This is a genomic window from Oleiphilus sp. HI0067, assembly GCF_001635735.1.
Genome location: NZ_LWFI01001106.1, coordinates 1 through 908, shown reverse-complemented (window position 1 = coordinate 908; position 908 = coordinate 1). Strand labels below are relative to the sequence as shown.

2 protein-coding genes are annotated in these 908 nt (G+C 44.4%); both read right to left on the bottom strand.

The genetic code is table 11. The features are described 5' to 3' along the window. Positions 1-518 (bottom strand): hydroxypyruvate isomerase family protein (locus tag A3739_RS15995; protein WP_068502036.1); only part of this gene is annotated, 518 nt, incomplete at its 3' end. Further along, positions 511-908: NAD-binding protein (locus tag A3739_RS15990; protein WP_156502621.1), on the bottom strand; the 398-nt coding region annotated here is incomplete at its 5' end. The genes A3739_RS15995 and A3739_RS15990, both read right to left, overlap by 8 nt.

Sequence of the window (908 nt, the reverse complement as noted above, 5' to 3'; positions counted from 1 at the left end):
TTTGTGTGTTGAACTTGATCAATTAATGACTGGCTCTTTTCGAGGGTATCGAGGTAGAAACCAGGCATATCGACTTTAGAGTTAATTGCTTCGACTAGTAGTTTTATTCCGGCTGATTCGAGCGCACTTGCTGCGTAGTGAATATTTTCCAGCCAGCATGATTCAGCTTCTTCTTCACTCAAATCGTTTGGTTTTAAGCCTGACAGGCAATTGAGTTGTTTGACGTTTAATTGTTCGGCGTAATGAATGGCTTGATCAACATCTCGTCGAAATTCGTCTTTACGATCAGGTAGGCATGCGATGCCTCGCTCCCCTTTTGACCAGTCGCCGGGAGGCAAGTTGAACAAGACTTGTTCTAGATTGTTATCTTGCAATCTTGAGACAAGATCTTGAGCGGAATAATCATAAGGAAACAAATACTCTATGTAGCGAAAGCCATTGTCTTTCGCTGCTTTAAAACGATCAAGAAAGTCATGTTCTTGAAATAGCATGGTGATATTGGCCGCGAATTTAGGCATTTTCTTTGTTCTCAGCAAAGTGCGATGTATTGTTGAGGCGTTCGAGTTCTACCATTAATCCGCTATGGTCGATGTTCTCTTTGCCATGAGCGATTAGCGACAGATAGCCGTCATGCGTGCGTTGTGACAGGGGTAGGGTCAAACCTTGTAATCGAGCTTCATCGAGTATGGTGCGCATGTCTTTTAATTGAACACGGCTACGCGCCCCAGGTTCATAATTGCCATCAATGATTCGTTGACCGTGTAATTCTAATATGCGGCTAGCAGCGAAACCGCCACCCAAAGCCTTACGAACTGCCACAGGGTCTGCTCCACCCTCTGCAGCAAGCAATAAAGCTTCTGAGACTGCTCCAATCGTAATACCTACAATAGCTTGATTAGCCAGTTTAG